General features: G+C 32.5%; 17 protein-coding genes. 15 read left to right on the forward strand and 2 right to left on the reverse strand.

Going from position 1 to position 20,824, the window contains the following annotated elements:
• Positions 1 to 108: 108 nt before the first annotated feature.
• The 15 genes from U6A24_RS09200 (at position 109) to U6A24_RS09270 (ending at position 16,205) form a co-directional block, all read left to right on the forward strand.
• Positions 109 to 306 carry a hypothetical protein gene (locus U6A24_RS09200; RefSeq protein ID WP_324179668.1) on the forward strand — a complete coding sequence of 66 codons (198 nt, stop codon included), beginning with the start codon at positions 109 to 111 and terminating at the stop codon, positions 304 to 306.
• A 50-nt stretch (positions 307 to 356) separates the two neighbouring features.
• Positions 357 to 551: a hypothetical protein gene (locus U6A24_RS09205; protein WP_324179669.1), complete on the forward strand. Its 195-nt coding sequence runs from the start codon at positions 357 to 359 to the stop codon at positions 549 to 551.
• 189 nt (positions 552 to 740) lie between these two features.
• Positions 741 to 2,195 (forward strand): radical SAM/SPASM domain-containing protein, encoded by a 1,455-nt coding sequence (locus U6A24_RS09210; RefSeq protein WP_324179670.1) that lies wholly within the window; start codon positions 741 to 743, stop codon positions 2,193 to 2,195.
• The gene (locus U6A24_RS09215) at positions 2,189 to 3,970 is read left to right on the forward strand and encodes a S8 family serine peptidase (protein WP_324179671.1); all 1,782 of its coding nucleotides are present in this window, start codon (positions 2,189 to 2,191) and stop codon (positions 3,968 to 3,970) included. Before U6A24_RS09210 ends, U6A24_RS09215 begins: the two co-directional genes overlap by 7 nt.
• 38 nt (positions 3,971 to 4,008) lie before the next feature.
• Positions 4,009 to 5,775, forward strand: coding sequence for an ABC transporter ATP-binding protein (locus U6A24_RS09220; protein ID WP_324179672.1), 1,767 nt, complete (start codon positions 4,009 to 4,011; stop codon positions 5,773 to 5,775).
• A 41-nt stretch (positions 5,776 to 5,816) separates the two neighbouring features.
• Positions 5,817 to 7,454 carry a DUF6734 family protein gene (locus tag U6A24_RS09225; protein WP_324179673.1) on the forward strand — a complete coding sequence of 546 codons (1,638 nt, stop codon included), beginning with the start codon at positions 5,817 to 5,819 and terminating at the stop codon, positions 7,452 to 7,454.
• 5 nt (positions 7,455 to 7,459) lie between these two features.
• Complete coding sequence (locus U6A24_RS09230; RefSeq protein WP_324179674.1) at positions 7,460 to 9,070, forward strand: tryptophan halogenase family protein; 1,611 nt, start codon at positions 7,460 to 7,462, stop codon at positions 9,068 to 9,070.
• Positions 9,071 to 9,144: 74 nt separating this feature from the next.
• On the forward strand, positions 9,145 to 9,483 hold the full coding sequence (locus U6A24_RS09235) for a DUF6249 domain-containing protein (RefSeq protein ID WP_324179675.1): 339 nt from the start codon (positions 9,145 to 9,147) through the stop codon (positions 9,481 to 9,483).
• A gap of 9 nt (positions 9,484 to 9,492) precedes the next feature.
• Positions 9,493 to 10,044: an RNA polymerase sigma factor gene (locus U6A24_RS09240; protein WP_324179676.1), complete on the forward strand. Its 552-nt coding sequence runs from the start codon at positions 9,493 to 9,495 to the stop codon at positions 10,042 to 10,044.
• On the forward strand, positions 10,041 to 10,370 hold the full coding sequence (locus tag U6A24_RS09245) for a hypothetical protein (protein WP_324179677.1): 330 nt from the start codon (positions 10,041 to 10,043) through the stop codon (positions 10,368 to 10,370). The genes U6A24_RS09240 and U6A24_RS09245 overlap by 4 nt, the downstream gene beginning before the upstream one ends.
• An 11-nt stretch (positions 10,371 to 10,381) precedes the next feature.
• A complete protein-coding gene (locus tag U6A24_RS09250) occupies positions 10,382 to 11,635 on the forward strand; it encodes an efflux RND transporter periplasmic adaptor subunit (protein ID WP_324179678.1) in 1,254 nt (417 codons plus the stop codon).
• 4 nt (positions 11,636 to 11,639) lie between these two features.
• Complete coding sequence (locus tag U6A24_RS09255; RefSeq protein ID WP_324179679.1) at positions 11,640 to 13,103, forward strand: TolC family protein; 1,464 nt, start codon at positions 11,640 to 11,642, stop codon at positions 13,101 to 13,103.
• Positions 13,104 to 13,118: 15 nt separating this feature from the next.
• On the forward strand, positions 13,119 to 13,781 hold the full coding sequence (locus U6A24_RS09260; protein WP_324179680.1) for an ABC transporter ATP-binding protein: 663 nt from the start codon (positions 13,119 to 13,121) through the stop codon (positions 13,779 to 13,781).
• 18 nt (positions 13,782 to 13,799) lie between these two features.
• Positions 13,800 to 15,044 carry an ABC transporter permease gene (locus tag U6A24_RS09265; RefSeq protein WP_324179681.1) on the forward strand — a complete coding sequence of 415 codons (1,245 nt, stop codon included), beginning with the start codon at positions 13,800 to 13,802 and terminating at the stop codon, positions 15,042 to 15,044.
• Positions 15,045 to 15,056: 12 nt separating this feature from the next.
• Complete coding sequence (locus U6A24_RS09270) at positions 15,057 to 16,205, forward strand: ABC transporter permease (protein WP_324179682.1); 1,149 nt, start codon at positions 15,057 to 15,059, stop codon at positions 16,203 to 16,205.
• A 92-nt stretch (positions 16,206 to 16,297) separates the two neighbouring features.
• Here U6A24_RS09270 and U6A24_RS09275 read toward each other — a convergent pair whose 3' ends face one another.
• Positions 16,298 to 19,063: an alpha-amylase family glycosyl hydrolase gene (locus U6A24_RS09275; RefSeq protein ID WP_324179683.1), complete on the reverse strand. Its 2,766-nt coding sequence runs from the start codon at positions 19,061 to 19,063 to the stop codon at positions 16,298 to 16,300.
• Positions 19,064 to 19,365: 302 nt separating this feature from the next.
• Positions 19,366 to 20,814, reverse strand: coding sequence for an alpha-amylase (locus U6A24_RS09280; RefSeq protein WP_324179684.1), 1,449 nt, complete (start codon positions 20,812 to 20,814; stop codon positions 19,366 to 19,368).
• Positions 20,815 to 20,824 lie beyond the last annotated feature (10 nt).

Here is a 20,824-nt window from a genome sequence, read left to right on the forward strand (position 1 = left end):
AATAACTAGTTTGAAGATGCAAGTGATTGCTATTTGTCACTATGTCCAGAATGTAATTTGTACAGATACATTGTTAAATTAATTATTAATCATTAAACCGTTTTTTTTATGAAAGAAAAACAAAAAATCCGTGAGTTGATCAAACCACAAATGTTTGATCAAAATGAACTGGATGACAAATTAGTTGTCCCTTACTGTAGTTCTAATTATTCACATAGTGGTTCTGATGTTTGTAGTTGTAATGGCTATTCATCAAGTGCATGGTGTGTATCTAGTCCTACAGAAGAAGATGATATTTTGTTATAACAGTCTTCTAATTATTTAAACAAATCATTTAACTTAAAAATTTTTCAATTATGAAAGAAAATCAAAAAATCCGTGAGTTGATTAAACCACAAATGTTTGATCAAAGTGAAATCAATGACAATCTTGTAACTCCTTTCTGTAGTTCAGGATATAGTAGTCAAGGTTCAACAGTTCAGTGTTCTGGTTACTCAACCAATTTATGGTGTGTTTCTAGCCCAACTGAAGAGGATGATATTCTTCTATAATCCATAGTGGCTTAGATCAATTGGATATCAAATATCCAATTGATCTTTTCCAAAATTTATACACAAAGAGCACACTTATTGTCTTAATAATAGAGTTTTTTTCCCTTAGACAATCATCTTTTAATATTCTATTTACTAATAATTTACAGTCAAGAGTATTCCTGCTGTTTTGAATCAACAAATACAATTATGTTACCAAAATTAAAACTTAGTTATTACAATTTCTTTGTTCCTTATGAAAAGGAGCAATTGTATATTATTTATAATTCTCTTTCCAATTCTATGATTCAGTTAGATTGGGAAACAGGAAAAAGAGTTTCCAAATTAAATAGTATGGAGATTCATTATCTGGATGGTGAGGTTATTGAAATGCTTATGAAATATGGCATGGTGATATCTTCAGATATTGATGAATTTGATGTGGTTGCAGATAGAGCCAATGCAAATAGAGAAAAGTGCGATAGATCTGATACATTATTCATGGTAATTGCACCAACAAACATGTGTAACATGAATTGTCCATATTGCTATCAAGGGGATAAAAGTGCTACCAATAAGGACACAAAGTATCTTGGAAAAGAAAATATGGACGCTCTTAAAAAGTTTGTAGAAGATACGGTTTACAAACCTCATGCAGAACCCATCAAAAAGATAAGAATCGAATGGTTTGGTGGAGAACCATTGGTGCGGAAAAAAACAGTAGAAGAATTTTCAGAATTTATTATAAAACTGGCAGATGAAAATGATATTGACTTTAAAGCAAATATCATAACAAATGGTTCACTTCTGGATGCCGAAACATGGGAGATGCTTGAAAGATGTAGAATCACAGATCTTCAAATTACCATCGATGGTAATAAGGAAATGCATGATACGATGCGTGTATACCTGAATGGGAAAGGAACATATAACAAGATCATGGATAACCTGGCAATAATGCCTGATAATAAGTTTCATATTACGATTAGAATTAATGGTGATAGAAAAGTTTTTGACGGTTTAAGTTATATGTTTGATGATCTGGAAGAACGCGGACTTTGGCCCCAGAAAAGTAACTTAATCGATTTTGAATGGGCACCAAAGTTTTATAACTACTTGGGCTATAATCAAGATAAAGATATCTACTATACTAGTTATGACTATCAGAAATCTAGAGAAGATTTTTCTTTGTTAAAGCTTAAGCACTATAACAATTGGGCAGAAAAAAATGATAAGAGAACCAGAAAATTAAGAGTGGCCTACCCAAGCTTTGCCGAGTTTTATTGCGGGACTGTTGAAAGCCCAAATTCTGTTTCGATCGATGATGGTGGATATGTGCATAAATGCTATAATACGATTAACGATACCGATATGCGAGTTCAGCATATTAGTGAATTTGATGTCAAAAAAGAGGGGATGGAGCATTATAGAAAGTTTGACAAGACTAAAGAAGCAGATTGCAGAACATGTAAGGTATTACCCATTTGCGAAGAAAGCTGTAATATGAGGTTTGTATCAAAAGCTGAAAGTAAGTTATGCAGTGCCTGGAAATACTTCATGGATGAGAGAATGATCTCAATTTTTGAACAAAACTTTTCTTCTCAAGATGAGAAACCAGCACCAAGTCAAATCGTTGCAAGATCGGGTAGTGTAGAAGTATGCTAAAAGTTGGAATAATAGATAGCGGGATTGATTTTTCGATATTTAATGCCAAAGACAAAGTCGCCAGGAGCATTAGAATGTTTAAGGCTCAAGATAATGTGGTGGTACACTCTGTTGAGGAAGATGTTAATGATTATTTAGGTCATGGGACAGTTTGTGCAGATATCATTGCATCATATGATAAAAACATCGAAATATATAATGCCAAAATATTTGATGAGCATCCAAAAAGCGATGAGGATGTTTTGGTAGAAGCAATTCGATGGTGTCTCAAGAATGATGTTGATCTTATTAATGTTAGCTTGGGAATAGAGTCTCAATACATGGGAGATAAATTACAACAAGCATGTAGTGAGGCATATGATAAAGGTGTGATATTGGTAGCTGCTTCAAGTAATCATAATAAGGTGTCATTTCCTGCGTACTATCCAAAAGTAATTGGGGTGGGGGATTTGGGATTCGAAAACGCTAATCGATTTGTATTTGTACCAAATTCTCCTATTCAGATCTTAATTAATGGAGATTATAAGTTTTTAGGAGAAAATTATGTAGGAAGTAGCTTTTCTGCCCCTAAAGTATCAGGTATGATAGCTCAATTTCTTAATGCCAATAAAACATTAGGTTTTACTGATGTAATAGATATGTTGAGAAGTAAAAGTCATGCTTTTCATGGTATAGGGGCATTGATTGAAAATGAAGAATATACCTATGAAGAATCTTATTTTCCAGAGACTACTATAATAAAAAAAACTGCAGCAAAATATTTTGATTGTCAAAGTAATACTAAAAAAACTCAGAATATCATTGTGCTTCCCTTGAATGAGAAGAGTTTTGAATTTATGATCGATATCAATCTTGAAGAGCTAAACTCTTTTAAAATACAGAAGGAAGAAGCCTCTTTTGAGATGTATAATGCTCCTTCATCATTTTTGAATGATGATAAGCATAAAACATTTGATACTTTGGCAATAGGAAGAATGACAAATTATTTGACTTTCAATCCAGATAATTATATGTCGGCAAATATTCAAGAATTAATCAAGAAAAATAAAACTTTTTTAGTTTATGATCTAGCGACCAAGAAAAAGTTAGAATACCTAAAATCCAAATTTAATTCGGATAGTAACATCAAGTACTTAAAACTAGATAAAGAGCTTTTAAAGGAATTTACATTATTCAAACACTTACCATCTATAAAAATACCGGTAATAGCCTTTGTTGGTTTTGGAGCGTCTAAGATAATTTCTAAACAGATAGAATTTTGTCAGATACTTAGAAAACTAAATTATAATACGCAGTATGTGAGTTCTGTAGCACAAGGGAATTTGGTAGGGGCTGCTTTTTCTTTTCCATTATTCGATTTTTCAACGAATACCTTAAACAGTAATGAACGGCGCGAATTTATTTCCAATGCTTTAAGAGGGATTCAATATTATCACGACCCTGATATTATTGTTTCCGGACTTCCGGATAAAATGTCTGATAATAGTAAGAAAAACATTTCAAGTGAAGCTTTTAATTTTTTAGAGTCCCTTAAGCCAGATGCACTTATTGCCGTTATTAATGAAGATAACTCTTATCAAGAGGTATATGAATACCTGAATGTGTATAAATCTGCTTCTGGCTGCCCAGTGATGCTATTTATAGTAGAAGGAAAATCAAAAAATATTGAGCATTTAGAACTATGCAAAAAACTGGAAGAAATAGCACCTGTAATTTTCTGTAATTCTAAATATGAAACTGAAATTATGGATAAAGTTTTTCAATTTTTTGCATAACCTGAAACACTTGTGTGGTTTTGTTTAATCTATCGATTATGAATATTAACATAGTAAAAAGATTTTTAAAGTTTCTTTACCCATATCGTTTCCAAGAGGTATTGCTTTTTGGTTGCATGGTGCTGGGTACTATTGCCAATTTGGCTTCTCCTTACTTTTTAAAAATCATAATCGATGATATAATACCTTCAAAAGATGTAAAAAGCTTGTTTTATATAATTGGGTTAATGTTGATCGTATATCTTTTAAGGGTCATTGTAGGTTTTGTTTCAGACTATTTAAGCACTTTTCTGGGAAATAAGATCGTTAATGATATCAAATTAGACATATTTCAAAATCTGATTAATAGGGATATTAATTATTTCGAAAAAAACAAGTCTGGAGATATTATCCAAAAAATAAACATGGAGACCCACAAGGTTCAATCGTTTATAACACATAGCATCATTAGGTTTATTAGTAATATCATTACAATAACATGTTTAATTGCAATGCTTTGGGTGTTGAATTTTAAGTTGTTTCTAATCTCCATATTAGTGATTCCCTTCTCTATTTTAATTAATAGATTTTATAGTAAGAAGCTTCAAAAAACGATCAAAAAAGCTAGCGCAAAAGAAGGAGATTTATATACTTTTTTTATTGGTGTGATCAAGAATATTAAATTGATAAAAGTATTCAATGCTCAAAAAAAGGAATTAAATAATGCAGACATCGAACTTAAAGAACTACTGCGGTTATATATAAAATCTACTGTGTATTCTTCAATAAGCAGAAATGGAGCTACTTTTTTCGTAGCCATGGGATCTTTAATTGTTTTAAGTTATGGCGGGTATCAGGTAATTTCAGAATTAATGACTGTTGGAGCATTGGTGGCTTTTATACAATATCTTAATCGTATATATAGCCCTGCAAATGATTTAATCTTTTTATATGTCGATTGTATTAAAGCTCAAGTTTCTATGGAAAGAATTTTTCCTCTTCTTTCTAAAGACACATCTGAATCATTTAAGGAGAATAATTATACCAAAATTAATACAATTGAATCTATTAGTATTGATGAAGTAGATTTTAATCATAATGAGACTCTTGTTTTAAAGCGCGTAAAACTAGATTTTAGTAGAGGCAAAAAATATGCAATTGTTGGGCCCAGTGGTTCAGGAAAAAGTACGTTAATTAATCTTTTGTGTAAGTTTTACGAGCCTAAAAAAGGAAAGATAATACTTAATAAAAATCTTTGTTTATCTAAAGTAAATCCTATTTCCTGGATAGAGAAAGTAACACTTGTGCAACAAGAGCCTCTAATTTTTGAAAAGAGTATACGGGATAACTTGTTGTATGGAGATTTCAACGCATCTGATGAAGATTTATGGGAAGCGCTTTCGGTTGCTCAACTTTCAGACTATATTCTTAGTACTCCTAATAAATTGGACACACGTATAGGTGATGGGCAGGATAGTATTCTTCTTTCAGGAGGGCAGCAACAACAATTATCAATAGCTAGGGCCCTACTTAAGAATTCTAGTGTTCTCATTTTGGATGAAGCCACCTCGGCATTAGATTCTGTGAAAGAAAAGACCGTACTCTCAAGTATTTTCGACAATTCCCAAAATAAAATCATAATTCTAATTAGTCACAAGTTGAGCTCTGTAATTGATGTAGACCATATTTTTTACCTCGAAGAAGGTAAGGTTAAAGAAGAAGGGACTCATTTTTCATTACTAGCAAAGGAGAAATCATATTTCAAATTGTTCCAAAATCAATTGTTTACAAAGAAAAAAGAGATTGTGGCACATCAAAACAAGTGACCTTTCTTAAAGATAGATCGTCTAAATATAACACAAGTGAAATGAAAATTATACAAACATTATGGACCAAACCCGGAATTGAAGGAGGATGGATACATGAAAAATATCATTTTATAAGCTGGGCATATAGCTGTTTACAATTAAAGAAACACTATGATCAGGTTGAACTTTATACGGATAGCTATGGTAAATATATCTTGAAAGATTTATTGAATTTACCTTATACCAAAGTTCACACAAATTTGGATGATTTTGATTACCCAACGTATTTATGGGCTGCGCCCAAAATACTCTCTTACGGATTGCAAGATGAACCTTTTTTACATGTTGATGGTGATGTTTACATCACAGAACCTATGGACGAAAAAATACTGGAACATCCCTTGGTTTATCAAAATAAGGAAATCGAATTCCAGAAAAAAGCATTCTATAGCTTAATATTTGAAGAAATACAGCAACTAGTGGACGATAAAAGTTCATTGCCCGATTGGATATCTAATGTCAATATGAATAATGTAGTAGCTTTCAATGCGGGAGTATTTGGCGGAACTGATGTTAGTTTTTTTAAAGAACACTCAGAACTAGCGTTCAAATTCTTTTCAGAATATAAAGATGTAATCAAAAGAATGAAAACTCCCGCATATGCAAATCACATAGCAGAACAGGTGCTTTCAAATTACTTGACAAAAAAGCATGACACAATTCATAAAGGCTTTTTTGATGCACGATTTTTTATGGACGAAGACTCTATTAAGAAAAGTAAAACGAAGGACAAAGATCCTATTGGTTATTATACTACAGATCACTTTGGTGTTTCTCCTTATGGAAAAAAATACATTCATTATATCGGTAAAACTAAACAAAGTATAAGAGAAGTAAGGGCTCTAACCAGAAGATTATATATCGATTATCCAGAATATTATGGAAGAATTATGAATCTTAACTCCAAAAAAGTTGAAGAAAAATACTCTTTTAATGATGCATATCAAGATGATTTGGAGGCGGCTAATACAACAACAATTAGTAAATCCAGTATTAAAAATGCAATTGTAAAAGTTAGTTGTAAATATACTTTTTCAAAGACTATTTATATGTATAAGCGTATAATTGATTCGAGCTTTGCATTGAATATTTCTCCAAATGATTTTATAGATTTTTTTGAAAGCAAACAACATCAAATTAATGGGGAATTGGTAAATGATGTTTTTCATTATGAGAAACAGGTTTTTGAATACGTTACCCAACTTTATGAAGATGAGGTGTATATTGAAAGAGAGCAACAGACCTCTGCATTCATCGATAAAATATATGCTTATGACCAACCTGATATTGATAACTATGAAATTGGTTTTAACGGTTATCTGGGTATTGTAAGAACCAAATGGGAATGGGCAAATAATCAAGTAGACCCAATGTCGAATATGTCAATTGATCCAAAAGGAGCATTGACAATACTAACACCCGATTTTATTACGAAAAGAATTTACCAAGAAAGCCTCACCAATTTAAATCAAATAATTGTATACGTCTTTGATTCGCCAAAAACATACAACGAAGGTTTTGAGCAAATTTTGGAGTTTGTAAATACTAACGATCTTAAGATTTTCAAAAAGCAAGTGTTTGAGTGTATCGCATACTTAATTACCAATAATATATTAGTTGTTAACCCAAAAAAGTGAAGGATATGGAAAGATCCGAAGAGCAATATAGAAAATTGATAAATGACTTTAAACAATCAAAACCACACTTAAGTCAAGGTGCACCATTTTACCAAAACAAAGAATATGATACAGGAGATATCTATAAGGATATTTGTATTTTGGGAGGTGGAACAGCAGGGTATTTAACAGCGCTTGCATTAAAAAAACTATTTAACATCCCTGTAACATTAATAGAATCAAGTAAAATTCCTCCTATAGGAGTAGGTGAAGCAACAACCCCAATTATTAAAGGGTACCTTTTTGATGTTTTAGGTTTGAATGTAGCAGAGTTTTACGAAAAAGTAAAACCGACCTGGAAACTAGGTATTAAATTTGAGTGGGGACTACCAGGTGAATATTTTTTTAATTATCCATTTGATGGAAAAGACGTATTGTCTGCTATTATTCACAATAATGACATTAACTACTGTTCTTTAAACTCTTTGATGATGTCCAAAGATGTGGGGTTCATTTCTAGAGTCCCCAATGGAGAAGAAACTAAACATCATTCTTTATCAAAATCACTTAAATATGCGTATCACCTAGATAATAAAAGCTTGATAAGATATTTAAAAGAAAAGGCAATAGAATTTGGTGTAAATTATATAGATGATGAAATCATTGATGCTGTTACCACTAATGATGGAGAAGAGATATCATATTTGGTGAATAAGGATTATAAAAAATATGAGTTTGATTTTTTTGTTGATTGCACAGGATTCAAATCATTATTACTGGATAAAAAACTGAAATCAAAATATGTTAGCTATTCAAGTAGTTTGTTCAACGATACTGCAGTAGTTTCCACCGTTCCTCATAATGGAAAAATAAAGCCATACACTGGAGCTATAACCATGAATAATGGTTGGTGTTGGAATATACCGCTGAGACATGAAGATCATATAGGGTATGTGCATTGTAGTGAGTTTTGCTCTTTGGATGAAGCCCACGACGAGATGAAGAAGAAGTTTCCTACTATGAATAAAGATGTAAAACAAGTTAAGTTCAGAACAGGGAGACATGAAGAGTTTATTAAAGGAAATGTTGTTGCTATTGGTAATTCTTACGCATTTATCGAACCTCTTGAATCTACAGGTTTGCATATGATAATAGATCAGATAATAGTTCTTACAAATAGTTTTTTTAATCTTAAATCGAATAAAAGATTTCGCAAAGAATTAAATAGTAATATGAACGCCCATTGGGATTATTTAAGATGGTTTTTATCTATTCATTTTAAATTCAATAAAAAATTGGATACCAAATATTGGAAAGCGTCGAGAGAAAAAATCAATTCGTCTGGTTTTGATCCATTGGTCGAATTGTATCAGGAGATAGGTTTTTTGTCAAGACAAGATATCCCTACAACACAGCTTATACGATCTAGGATTAAAGACACCATTTTTGATGTTTATGGTGTCGATCATTTATTACTTGGACTTGGACTTAGACCCAAAAACCTTTCAAAAATAAAATTAAACAATAAAAAGGAATGGCAGGGGATTGTAGAGAATTGGGAGAATATCCTTAAGTATTCTATACCCTTACAAGAAAATGTGGACCTATTGGTTAAACACCCAACATTAGTCATGTAAACTTTTTTACAAAATTTTGTAACCTTTTTACTAGAAAAAATCTCTTAGTAATAAACAATTAAATTTTTTGACTTATGGAAAATTATCAAACATACTATGGATTCCCGTTATTAGTGTTGTCAAGCCTTTCTGCCTTCTTGGTTTTCTTTTATTTAAAAACAAAAAATAAAGAAAGAATGACAATGATTAAAAAAGGTGTTGGACTTGCAAACCCTGAATCATTAACATATTTAAGAGAATCAGTTTTAAGTAAAGCCATATTTCTGATTTCTATTGGATTAGGGGTTTTGATAGCCAGGGTTTTAGGAGAGAACTTTGAGACTTTTGACAATTTTGCAAGCTACCTTTCTATTTTATTAGTGAGTGGTGGTATAGGTCTTTTGGTATATTATTTCGTGTCGCAAAAAAAGTAGATCGATTATATGGAAGGGGCATATCTAGAGCGGGCTAAAGAAGGCGACGAGGTTGCATTAAATTTTTTAATGGATAAGTATAAGGATTTTGCATACTCGATTGCTTTAAAAGTGTGTAATGACCAAGAGTTGGCTCAAGATATAGTTCAAAATGCTTTTATAAATGTATTTCTTTCTATTCACAAGTTCAGGAGTGAATCAAAGTTTTCTACTTGGCTCTACAAAATAGTCTATAGAGAATCCCTTAAACTCAAAAAAGCTACAATGACGACTACAGATTTAGATGAGCTTAACGATGTTTATTTGGGTAATAAGGATGCCAATAGCAATACCATCAAAAATGAAAGAAAAAACATTATTCGATTTGCCTTGGATAAACTGAATGCCAAAGAGCGATTAGTGATGGATCTCTTTTATTTAAATGAGAAAGAAATTCTTGAAATTGTTGATATCACCAAATTGAGCAAATCAAATATCAAAGTTCTTTTACATAGAGGAAGAAAATCTATGAAACAGATTCTAGAAAAATACCTTAAAGAAGAAATTCAGGAGATATTATGAAAGACGATGTAATAAAAAAAATCTTAGAACAGGGGATTGAAAAAATTCCCAACCAAAACTTTAATGCCGATACTATAAAAAAGTATAAGAAAATACTAGAGGCAAAGAAAGTAAGGCAATCAAAAAATGAGAGCCTAGTAGTAGGTCTTGTTATAGCCGGATTAATTCTTGTGTCAATGTTGTTTTTTGTGAATTTTGACTTTAAGATGATGAATAATGACTCTGTGAAAATATCAGAATCGGTTTCAATCTTTACAATATTCCTTTTTGTGTTTTCAATGATGATTCTGGCTTCAGACTTAATAGACCGTAAACGTGCACAATAATATTTATAGACATGGATAGAGTTATTGATCAATCAATCGTGAAAAAGAAAAAACGACGCACGATTTATAAAGTTTCATTGATAAGCCTGTTTTTATTAATGGCCTTATGGATTCTTACTGTTAGTTTTTTTGAAAAATCAATACATAGAGAAGAGATAACAATTAATACCGCAGAAATAGGTGAAATCGAAGATGCTATATCTACCGTTGGAAAGTTGGAACCAGAATATGAAGAGGTAATTATTAGCCCTGTATCTTCTATAATTGAGAAAGTGTATTTAAGCGAAGGGGTACAGGTCGATATAGGAGATACTATAATGAGTTTGAATAAAGATATTTTACGAAATAAGCTTTTGGAACAACGAAACCTTTTTGAAGTCGAGAAGTCTAAACTGGCTAAAATACAGTTAGATCTTAGAAAAAACCAACATGATTTGGTAATTAGTGATAAGGTAAAGGCGCTCGAAATTTCAAAATTACAAGATGATAGGAAAACGGCCGAAAAACTTTTGGAAATCGGTGGTGGAACAGGAAATGATGTCGAAAAAATAAGAAAGCAGCTTGAAATTTTAAATTTAGAAAAGAAAAAATCTGAGTTTGATTTGAAAAGCTTAAGATCATCAATGGCGATCAATAAGAATGAAACAAATGTTTCTTTAACAATTCAGGAGCAAGCGATTAAAACCATTGAAGAAAACCTTGAAAAAGCTGATGTAAGGGCTCCTCGCAAAGGAGTAATCACCTATTTAAATACCGAAATTGGAGGTAATATTTCAGAAGGCGAAATTCTAGTAAAACTGGCAGATCTGGGAAGTTATGTAGTTACAGGAAGTATTTCTGACAGCTATTCTGACATGCTTTATCTTGATATGCCAGCTTACATCGAAGTTAATGATCAAAAATTTCCTGGTAAAATCTCAAGTATCAATCCCGAAATAAAAGATAATCAAATATCTTTTAGAGTAAGATTGGATAACTCTTTTGATAAGATTTTCAAACCCAAAATGAAAGTAGAAATTCATCTGATTGCCAAAGAAGAAAAAAAGGCAATCCGAGTAGCAAATGGGACGTCATTTATAGGGCCAAAAGAATTAGAGGTATTCGTTCTGCAAGATGATAATTATGCGGTTAAACGTTCTGTAAAAATCGGAATGGCAAACAAAGATTATGTACAAATTATTTCTGGCGTAAAACCTGGAGAATCTGTTATAACCGCAGGGCTGGAAAAGTTTGAAAATATTAAGAAGATTAAAATCATAGATTAAATCAATGCAACCTTATACCAAGCACAAACATGTGATGTTGTTATGCGTCCTTTTTTTATATAGTTTAATTTATGGGCAGGAAATTAAAAATCTAACCCTAATTGAAGTAATAGAAATGTCTCAAGATAAATCTATTACTAAACAGCAATCGACTACCAAAAAAGAGACCAAATATTGGGAGTATAAAAACTATTTATCGAATTATAAACCCCAACTTATTTTAAACGGAACCATCCCTTCATTTACAAGATCATTTAATGAAGTGGTACAACCCGACGGAAATATCACTTTCGAGCCCGTTAACTTTAATAATTCTTCTCTAAGTTTAAATCTTGAACAAAGTATAGCAGCAACTGGAAGTACATTATATGTAAGTTCAGAATTGCAAAGGTTTGATGATCTAGAAAACAATTCAAGACTATATAATAGTAGTTTACTTTCTATTGGACTAGAACAACCTCTTTTTCAGTTCAATAAACTAAAATGGGATAAAAAAATAGAACCTCTTAAATATGAGGAGAGTCAAAAAGAATATTTAGAAAGTATAGAGTTAATTTCACTCACAGCCACAGAATTGTTTTTTGATGTCCTATTATCACAGGAAAGATTAAAAATTACGAAATCAAGTCTTAGCAACACTCAAGATATTTTAAATATTGCGAATACCAAATTTCAATTAGGAGAGGTAAGCAAGAATGAAATACTACAGTTAGAACTAGAACTTCTTAAAAGTAAAAAAAATCTAATCAAGGCCAATAAAGACCTTGAGTTAAGTAAGTTTAGGTTACGATCATTTACTGGACTTAACGATAAAGAAGTAGATTTTGATTTGATCCTTCCCAACCCGAGTTTTCTCAATGTCCTATCAGAAGAAAAGATGTTAGAACAAGCCATGGAAAATAGATCTGATATAATTTCTTTTAAACGTAGGTTATTGGAAGCCAAACAAAAAATTTCTGAGGCAAAGTCTGCCAATGGCTTAAGTTTTGATCTTAGTGCACGAATTGGATTTTCAAACAGATCCGATAGATTTGAAACGCTAGCAGATGATCTTCAGGAAAATCAATATGTAGCTTTAACATTTAATTTGCCAATTTTGGATTGGGGGCGTTCCAAGTCAAGAATTGCTACAGCAAGGGCAAATGAAAGATTAGAAGAAGATACCATTAAACAAGAAGAACAAAATTTTCAACAGGAAATTTTTACAGAAATCACATTGTTTAATCTCCTAATGGAACAAATAGAGATTACAAAAGAAGCAGATAAAATCGCTTCTCAGAAATATGAAATAGCAAAAAACACATACAAATTAGGGAATCTTAGTGTTACCGATCTTAGTATAGCTTTTTCTGAAAGAGACGAGGCAAGACAGGATTTTATAGAGATTTTCAGAAGCTATTGGACATCTTACTATACCATCAGGATGCTAACACTTTATGATTTTGAAAAGCAAGAAAAAATTTATTAACCAAACATTTTAGTGATGATTCAGTTAAAAAATATTGAAAAAATTTATAAAACAGAAACAGTAGAAACAGCTGCTTTAAATAATGTTAACCTAGAAATAAAAAAAGGCGATTTTGCATCTATTATGGGGCCTTCGGGGTGTGGAAAAAGTACATTGTTACATATTATGGGGCTTTTGGATCAACCCACAGATGGCGAAATAATCATAGATGGAAATAGAATAGATTCTTTTTCAGATAAAAAACTTTCAAAATTTAGGAATGAAAATATTGGGTTCATATTTCAGAATTACCATTTGATTAAAGACCTAACCATTCTTGAAAACGTAGAATTGCCTCTGATGTATGGTAAGGTTTCTTCCAAAAAAAGAAAAGAAATGGCAAAAGAAGCTTTGATTCGTGTTGGTCTGGAACATAGAATGAAGCATTTTCCTAGCCAGCTTTCAGGAGGACAGAAACAAAGAGCAGCAATCGCTAGAGCAATTGTGGGAAAACCAGCTTTAATTCTTGCCGATGAACCTACAGGAAACTTAGATTCTAATATGGCCACAGAAATTATGGATGTGTTAGAGAAACTAAATGTTGAAGACGACACCACATTAATCATGGTTACGCATGATGAAAGAATGGCCTCAAGAGCCAAGACTAATATTAATCTTTTTGACGGACAAATTCGTTAATCAATAATTGTTGTAGTTATGATATTCAATTATTTAAAGATAACTTTTTCGGTTCTTAAACGAAATAGATTCTATTCGTTTATTGTGTTTTTTGGTATTTGTTTTACACTTACCATTATTGTACTTCTTTCATCAATTTTTAGTCAGCTTTTTGGAGCAGGTTATCCAGAAGGTGATATTAATAAAAAGCTATATGTGCTTACTATTCTAGAAATTGATAAAGAAACAAATCTATCAAGGACAGGTGGATTTAGTCCTTATTTTGCAAACAATTTTTTGAAGGAAATGAAAACTCCGGATAAGGTATCTATTGTATCTGGGGGTAACGTTTCTAATACTTATTTGAACAACAAGAAGATTAAGTATACCTATAAATATACTGATGCCGAATTTTGGGATATAAATTCCTTTGATTTTATTGAAGGTCGCCCTTTTGGTGTAAAGGATATAGCAGATAATCGTAACTTAATTGTGATATCTGATGAATTTAAAGAAGAGTATTTTGGTAACGTTGAAAAAGTAGTTGGCAAAAAGGTAATCATTAATGATTTAAGCTATGAAGTTGCCGGGGTTGTAAAAGAAAGTTCGAACCTGCGGGAAGTGGTATATGCAAATGTTTATCTTCCTCATGATTTGAACAAGAATAGTCAATCGAATACTGATATTGTTGGAAACTATCGGGCGATTTTTATGGCAAGCGACAAATCTTCAACTTCATTAATTAAGAAAGAGTATTCTCAAATTTTAAAAAATGCAGCTGCTAATGCGGGTGCGGCTAATAAGGAGTTGATTTCTCATGCAGATACCTTTTTAGAAGTTTATACAAGAAACACTTTTGGAAATATATTTAATGATAGTGGTACTTCAAAGTTTTATACAATACTTGGGATTTTAATACTCATCTTTTTGTTTTTACCGGCACTTACACTTATAAATTTAATTTTAACCAAAATGAGCGAAAGAGCAGATGAAATTGCCATACGTAAATCGGTAGGGGCATCGTCACTTCAGATTTTCTTTCAATTTATCGTAGAGAATATAATGATCAACCTTTTGGGAGCAATCTTTGCTTTGCTGCTTTCATTTGTTCTCATTAAAGTAATAGATGCCTATTTCTTTGAAAAAATTAACCTTACGCTTAATTGGTTTGTGTTATTGGTTACACTAATTCTGTCACTTGTTTTTAGTTTGATTTCTGGAGCATATCCCGCCTACAGATTATCAAAAATGGAACCAATAGGTATTTTAAAAAGTAATAGTTAATAATTTGTTGTTATGAATCATGTTATCAAATTAATATTAAGAAAAAAGAAACAAAACGCTTTATTAATTATTCAACTGTTTGTTTCATTTATCATACTCTTTATAATTTTTAGCTGGATATTTAATCTGAGGAAGGGATATGATAGCGCCACTACTGTAAAGAAGGATGATGTCGTTGTTGCGACAATTAACTTTCAAGGTGACCATACGGCCAAGAGAGATTTATTATTACAAAAGCTTGAACAAAACGAATTGATTGAAGATTTTGCCTTGAGTTCTCAGAATGCTCCTTTTAGCAAATACATGGTAAAAAAGTATGCTAGCTATAAGGAGTTAGGACAAACGGTAGAGGTAATATCTACGTCAAAAGAATTTGGTGAGGTTTTGGATTTAGATATGTTAGAAGGTAAATGGTTTTCTTCAACAGATGGACAGGACTTGGCTATAATAACAAGATCTTTAAAGTACAATTGGTTTGGAGAACAAAATGCTATCGGAAAGCATATTACTTTGAAAAATGCAGAAAGTAATACAAAAATAAAGGTTGTAGGCGTTGTAGACGATTACAAACATTTTAATGATTATAACAGCATGGGTTATGGTATCATTGTGCCTATAAAGGCCGATGATTATATTAATAAGCTGGTCGTAAAGAAAAAAGAATTTGTGTCAGATTATGCTTTAGAGAAAAAGTTATATGCTGATCTGGTTAAAATCGATAAGGATTGGCAAATAGAAATTGAGAAACTGGATAAACTGGCCGAGACACAAAATTCAAGTGTTACAATTCCGCTTTTGGTTTTCTCTTTGATAGGAGGCTTTTTGATTCTTAATATCATTTTTGGTATTTCTGGTATTTTGTTTATGAACATAAGCAAGCGAGAAAAAGAGGTAGGAATACGAAGAGCAATCGGTGCAAATCGAAACAAAATAAGTGGTCAATTCATGACCGAAATGATGGTTGTTTCATCTATAGCAATTTTAATAAGTATTATTATAGCAATTCAATTCCCAATATTAAAGGTTTTTGATATTGCAAGTGAAGTATATATAAATTCGATTATCGTTTCTACCTTGTCAATTTATATCATTGGTTTAATTTGTTCTTTTATACCTAGTAAAAAAGCTTCTTATCTTGAACCTAAGGAGATTTTGGGTTAGATATAAAGATTAAACCATAAATCTAAAAGACCGTCTGGATTTTTTCTAGACGGTCTTTTTATTTAATAACAGCTCTTATAGGAGTGTTATCACTATTTAACACTTAATTTTGTGGTTACAGTACCCATGTTACTAATGATCTTAACAATATAAAGCCCTTTTCGAAGATCCCGCACAGAGAATCTATGCCCGGATCTAAAATCACCTTCAAATTGCTTTATAACATCTCCCGTTATAGAGTATATACCAACCTTTTGGGCTTTTTCTTTGATTGAGAATGATGTTCTTGCCGGATTCGGGTAAATCGCAAGACCGGGCCTAGATGGTATTGTTATACGTGGGAAATATGGACGATCTCCATATATTCTAAATTCTCCTGGTTGTAAAGTAATCTTTGCGTTCACATTTCTTACAAATAATGGTCGAGATCTTGAATCTAATAAATTAAACCATATACCTCTTTTCTGAAATTTAGGATCAATTTCAATGGGTTCAATACCAAAATTACCTATGATGGTTACATTTTTAATTCCTCTCCCTGTAGATTCTCTTGTTAGATGAATTGATTTTGAAAAATCAGAAGAGGCGTCAATTGTAAAATTATTCGTTTTAAAAACAGGTTCATTTTGCCTTAACGAAATAAGCTTGGTGTATATGTCATATACTGCTTTTCTATCTGGATCATCAAAGTAATCCCATCGAATTGGTTTTGGGTTTGTTCTACATCCTTCATCTACATTACCATCTTCACAAGTATTAATGCTAAAATCGTATCCCAATTCACCAAACTGCCATATCATTTTTGGACCTGGAATGGTAAAATAAAAAACTCCGGCAAGCGCTATTCGATCCAATGCGGTCGATAAGTCTTTAACCGAGTATTCAGAATTACCATTACCAAATTGTAAGTTTTTATACATTAACCGCTCTTCATCGTGACTTTCCATAAAACTTACGTTTGAGGGAGTGTCCCAACCGCGGTTAAGGTAAGAAGCCCAACTAAAGTCTGAGTTGTCGTAACCCATAGTCGCTTGGTTGTAGTTAAAGTTGTGGTTACCCCAAACCATCATTCCCTCATTTATTAGTATAGTTTCTTCTTCGTTGGGAGCGAAATGTTCTAAAATAACATAGGCATTTGGATCAATGTCTTTTATCTTGTTATTCATTCTGGTTAGGATATTGATTCGACTTTGATCGAATGACCCACCATCACCTACAGTATTTGTAAAACCTTTGGTGAAATCAAAGCGGTATCCATCTATATTATATTCTTTTAACCAAAACTCATTAAGGCGATCAACATATGCTTCGGTTGCATTGGATTCATGATCCATATCATTAAAAAACGAAAACGAAGTATTGGAGTCTTCAATATTGAAAAATGGATTTTCTGATGTTACTTTGCCTGTGTAGCAACCATTACAATCATTCCACATTCTATAATATGGATTTTGACCAGTAGCATGGTTATATACAACGTCAAGAATAACGGCAATACCTCTAGCATGACATTCATCTACAAATTTCTTGAAATCTTCAGGAGAACCATAATATTTATCGAGAGCCATGTGGAAAGACGGGTTATAACCCCAACTAATGTTTCCATCAAACTCTGAAACTGGCATTAGTTCTATAGCATTGATACCTAAGTTTTGCAGGTAATCTAATCGATCAATTACTGCATCATAGGTGTGTAATTCGTCAAAGTCCCTGATGAGCAATTCATAAATCACCAAATCTTCTGCAGCAGGTCTTTTAAAATTCTCTATTTCCCAGTCGTATTGGTCTTTATCAACTTGTATCCAGGTTACAGCATGATTTGTTTTTCCTGTTGGATACCCTGGTAGATTTTCAAAAGTAGCATCATCGATGTAAATGTCGTTAAACTCTGATAAAATAAGAGTAGAGTAGGGGTCGGCAATCGAGATGGACCCCTCAACGACATATTGATAAAGGATATCTTCATCCTCGGATAGCTCATCTAGGGTAATCCAAAAACGATCACTTGCACTATCTTTATTCATTAAGTAGGTGTCATCTATTTTCCAATCATTATCACCAAAATTACCTTTTACATGAACAAATTCTTTTCCGGGGGCGTATAATACCAAAGTAATTGATTCATCAGAAGGGTCAATATTTATACCATCTTGCATTCCTTCGGGAACAGGAGCTTCATTAACATTTGGTGCAACAACTGCTCTAAATTGGGTAATTGCAGAGTTTGACGTACCTGATTCTACAGCTTGTAAACTAAAATCTATATTTTCTGTAATGATATATGAATTAGAATAATTGGTAATTCCAGCTTTTGTATCTACTACGACTCCATTTGCAGTTAATGTAAAGTCAGAAGAAACTGAGGTATTTGCAATTATATCCAAAGGGTTTCCCGATTGGATTGGTGTAATACTTTTGGTTGGGCTAACCAGAGAGAATTCGAAGACACCAACATCAACTACATTATCTTGTGTTTTCTTATCCCCTGAACCATCTTTTGCCTTGGCAAGCATACCAATTCGACCTATTCCTGTGGCATTATAAAAATCTGCGGGTATCATTGTAAAGGAGTAGGTGCCATCACCATTGTTGGTGAACCTATGTGCTTCGTTAGAGTTGGTCCATTCTCCATTGGTAGCGGCACCAAAACCGTTGCCTGTTGCAGAATCGAAATACCATGCCCAAAGATAAATATCATCCACTCCCCAGATACTTGGATCAATTTCTGATACGGTGATTGTAATTTGATCGGTTTCGTTAAAAGCGGCAGGAGTAATAGTAAAAGTTGCATTCTGTTGTTGAGCATAAATGCAAATTACGCCCAAGAATAGAAAGAGTAATAGAATAGTTTTTTTCATGATTTGTGTTTTTAGGTGAAGATAAAACTGTTGTTATAATCAAAAATAATTGATGTTTTGTAATTATAAGTATCTACAAAAGAACATTTTACAGCTCAAACGTTATAGTGTTGAAAAAATGGTTTTAATTGTAAAAAGTTAGGTTGTTGTTTTTTATATCAAGTGAAAATCTTTAGAAATAGATTTTGATATCAAGTTTTAAGAAAGTCTCTAAAGAGAAAAAAGACTGTTTAAATATTTAAACAGTCTTTTTAATCATTTTATTGGCTAACTCAATAAAAGTTACAAACGGAATTTAAATGCTATTCTTTGGTTATAGACCAAATAGAATAACTTCCTGCGGGTGCATAAATAGTAGCAGTACCTTCTGAATTGGTAGTAGGTGTTGCTCTAGAATTGTCGGTATAATCAACCAACGTTTTATTTGCCCAGTTTGTTTTAACAGTATACTGTTTGGTTTGTTGGCTTATATTCATATAAAGAATAAGACCAGGATTATCTCCGCTTCCGCCTCTTTTCATGATATATTCGTCTTTATTAGCTACTAGAACCTCAACATCACCTACAGCCAATGTATTATAAATTTCAATTAAGGTGTTTAATTGACCTTTAAATGCGTGATAATCAAGATAGAAAACCGTAGGATAACCATCATGCGTAAGAATATAAGAATACGCTAACAATTTTTTACCGTAGCTAATTCTATTATCCGGATTTTCATCTTTTTCAGTGTCATGATTGGCCGCAAAGGTGACAGCATTGCTAGGATCTAGTTTTCTTAACATGTTACCAGCGTCGCCTAAAGCAGTAAGATCTTGTGCTCTATCCAAAGTTTCATCAAGTCTATAGAAACAAGCAAAATCGAATGCAGGAGAACCAGAAGCATCAACCCAGTCTTTTAAGACTTGTTGGTTTCCATCAAAATTTTCTCCTACAGAGAATCCACCAACTTTATCGTTCCATGCTTTTACCCATTTTGGGGCAAAACTCTTTACGTAATCAAAACGCCATCCGTCAAAACCAAGTGATTTGTAGAATTCTGCCACTGAATCATCCCTGCCCCATAACCATTCTTGTACATAAGGTACCGCGTGGCTAAGATCTGTTTCGGCAAAAAACAGTGCTTCTTCATCAGCATCAACAATTGCATTAGGGTGAAAATGTTCAAAATTTCTATTGAATTTACCAGAAGCATTTCCATTTTCTTCATTAAATAGACTAAATACCTCTGCATCTCTGTATGGATTATATTGCAACCCACCACCAGAGTTATGTCCCATAACAACGTCTGCAATAACTTCGATATTATTTGCATGGGATTTTTGGATTAGACTTTCAAGTTCTTGTCTTGATCCGAAACGAGTTTCTACGTTTTCATCACCTCTTTGACTAAATTCTCCTACGTCAAAATAGTCCATCGGGTCGTACCCCATAGAAAATGATCCTGAAGCACCTTTACTTGGAGAAGGTAGCCAAATTCTATTTACGCCAGCATTAGCCCACTCTTCAACTTCAGAAGCAACTTGATCATACCATCCACCAATGGGTTCTACGTCCCAATAAAAGGCTTGCATGAATACACCACCGTCTTCTCTTTTAAACTGAGTAAGGTCCATCTTTAAGGATTGACTAGGGACTATTACTTCTCCTTGATCCGGAGTTTCATCATCCTCAGAACAGCCAATCAGTCCAAAAACCATTCCTCCAAGAAGGAGGATGGTTTTGGTTGATATATTTCTTAAGTTTTTCATTTCAATTTTT

The organism is Aquimarina gracilis (assembly GCF_035285365.1).
Taxonomy (GTDB): Bacteria; Bacteroidota; Bacteroidia; order Flavobacteriales; family Flavobacteriaceae; genus Aquimarina; species Aquimarina gracilis.